The following is a 1,482-nucleotide window of genomic DNA, read 5'->3' as shown; positions in this document are numbered from 1 at the left end:
AGATCATACATTAATTCGCCCATTCCAAATTGTCCAGTTGCCCCTTTTCCATATGTTCTAGGAAACCATTCTGTATTGAACAAATTGATATGCCCAGCATTGTCATACCAAGTTACTTCAACACCAGGTATTGTTACAAGACTGTCAGAATTCAATCTATCAAGCTCTGATCGAGAAAACTTGTATTCATCCGAGTAAGAATCTGTGTAGCTTTCCAGATAGTCATTACCAGTAGTTATATCAAACGTCACATCATGTTCCGACGTACTGTAAAAATCAAGATTCGTATTTTCTGCCACATGATTAACAGCATCCTCCGGGAACAACACACCATCACTAATGGAAGTATGCGAATGCAACTCCCCCGTATATAACTTCAGATCTAAATACTCTGCCCGTTCACTGTCCTGTGCACTCTTATCCCCTGCAGCATAGGCAGGAATCGTTTGCATCATCAAAGCTAACGGCATTAACAAAGCTATGCCCTTTCTCATTAGAACACTACTTTTCTTTCTCACTTGTAAACCCCTTTCTTTTGGTCGTGCAATCACTCACACAATTCTCACACAATCTAATATTTATCATATTGATGCTTTTATTTTCCATATTTCGGATAATTCTTAACAAAATTTACTATAAGTTAACAATACTTAGTATATTTTCAACAAAATTATTTATCCAAACCCAATAATAAAAACACTCCTTCTACCTTTTCAGGCGGAAGGAGTGTTTTGTGATTTTCTATTATGTGCTGTATAGTTGAGAAAAATTATTCTAGTCTTTCGGCAACTCCGGTCTGATCGGATCATTCACAATGGTATGCGAATGATTGATTAAATCAATCCTTTTGATAAGAAAAGGATGTATCGGAAAACTTGGATTCGATTAATAGTATTAAATCCTGAATGTCCTGCTTGGTGGCTGGTTGTTTATTAGCGTTCAACTTATAACCAAGTTCTCCATTAACCTCTATTGTTCCCCACTCTAGATCACCTATAGTGTAGATTCCAACTTGGCGTAATCGCATTTCAAGATTGTCAGTAGTAAGTCTCATTTTTTTCATGTTTTCTTCATTTATGGTCCCATTTTCAATTACTAATACTGATTTTCCTGTAAGAAGTGTTTCTACCCCTTCAAACTTTATTTTAAGATACTGGATTACAAACACTGTAAGTATGAGAACAGAAGCAACACCAAATGTGTTCCAAAGTCCTTGGTTCTCGATAGGACGACTAAGTAAAGGTCCAATCGTAATCATTATAACAAGTTCGGAGACGGTCATTTGAGAAATGGAATTTCTTCCAGCTAGTCTTAATAAGAGCACTCCCACTACAACAATGAGAACTGCATTCCAAATCAAATTTAATTCCATATTACCAACCCTTTTTTGATTAGTTTTCCCAAAGGACTAATATAATATACATTTAATATAGAGGGTGTAAGGAATAAAACGAGAATTTCCATTTGGTACAGAAGAGGCAG

General features: G+C 35.9%; 1 protein-coding gene and 1 pseudogene. Both read right to left on the bottom strand.

Annotation, left to right across the window (positions count from 1 at the left end; translation table 11 throughout):
- Positions 1–518: pseudogene (locus AC1DSL_RS18115) on the bottom strand (CehA/McbA family metallohydrolase); the annotation flags it as partial.
- 320 nt (positions 519–838) lie between these two features.
- Positions 839–1,372, bottom strand: a complete 534-nt coding sequence (locus tag AC1DSL_RS18110) for a DUF421 domain-containing protein (protein WP_477533313.1) — start codon at positions 1,370–1,372, stop codon at positions 839–841.
- Positions 1,373–1,482 lie beyond the last annotated feature (110 nt).

This window comes from Paenisporosarcina sp. P4_D4, from assembly GCF_056401835.1.
The sequence above is the reverse complement of the archived record's forward strand: the minus strand, read 5'-3'. Positions and strand labels throughout refer to the sequence as shown.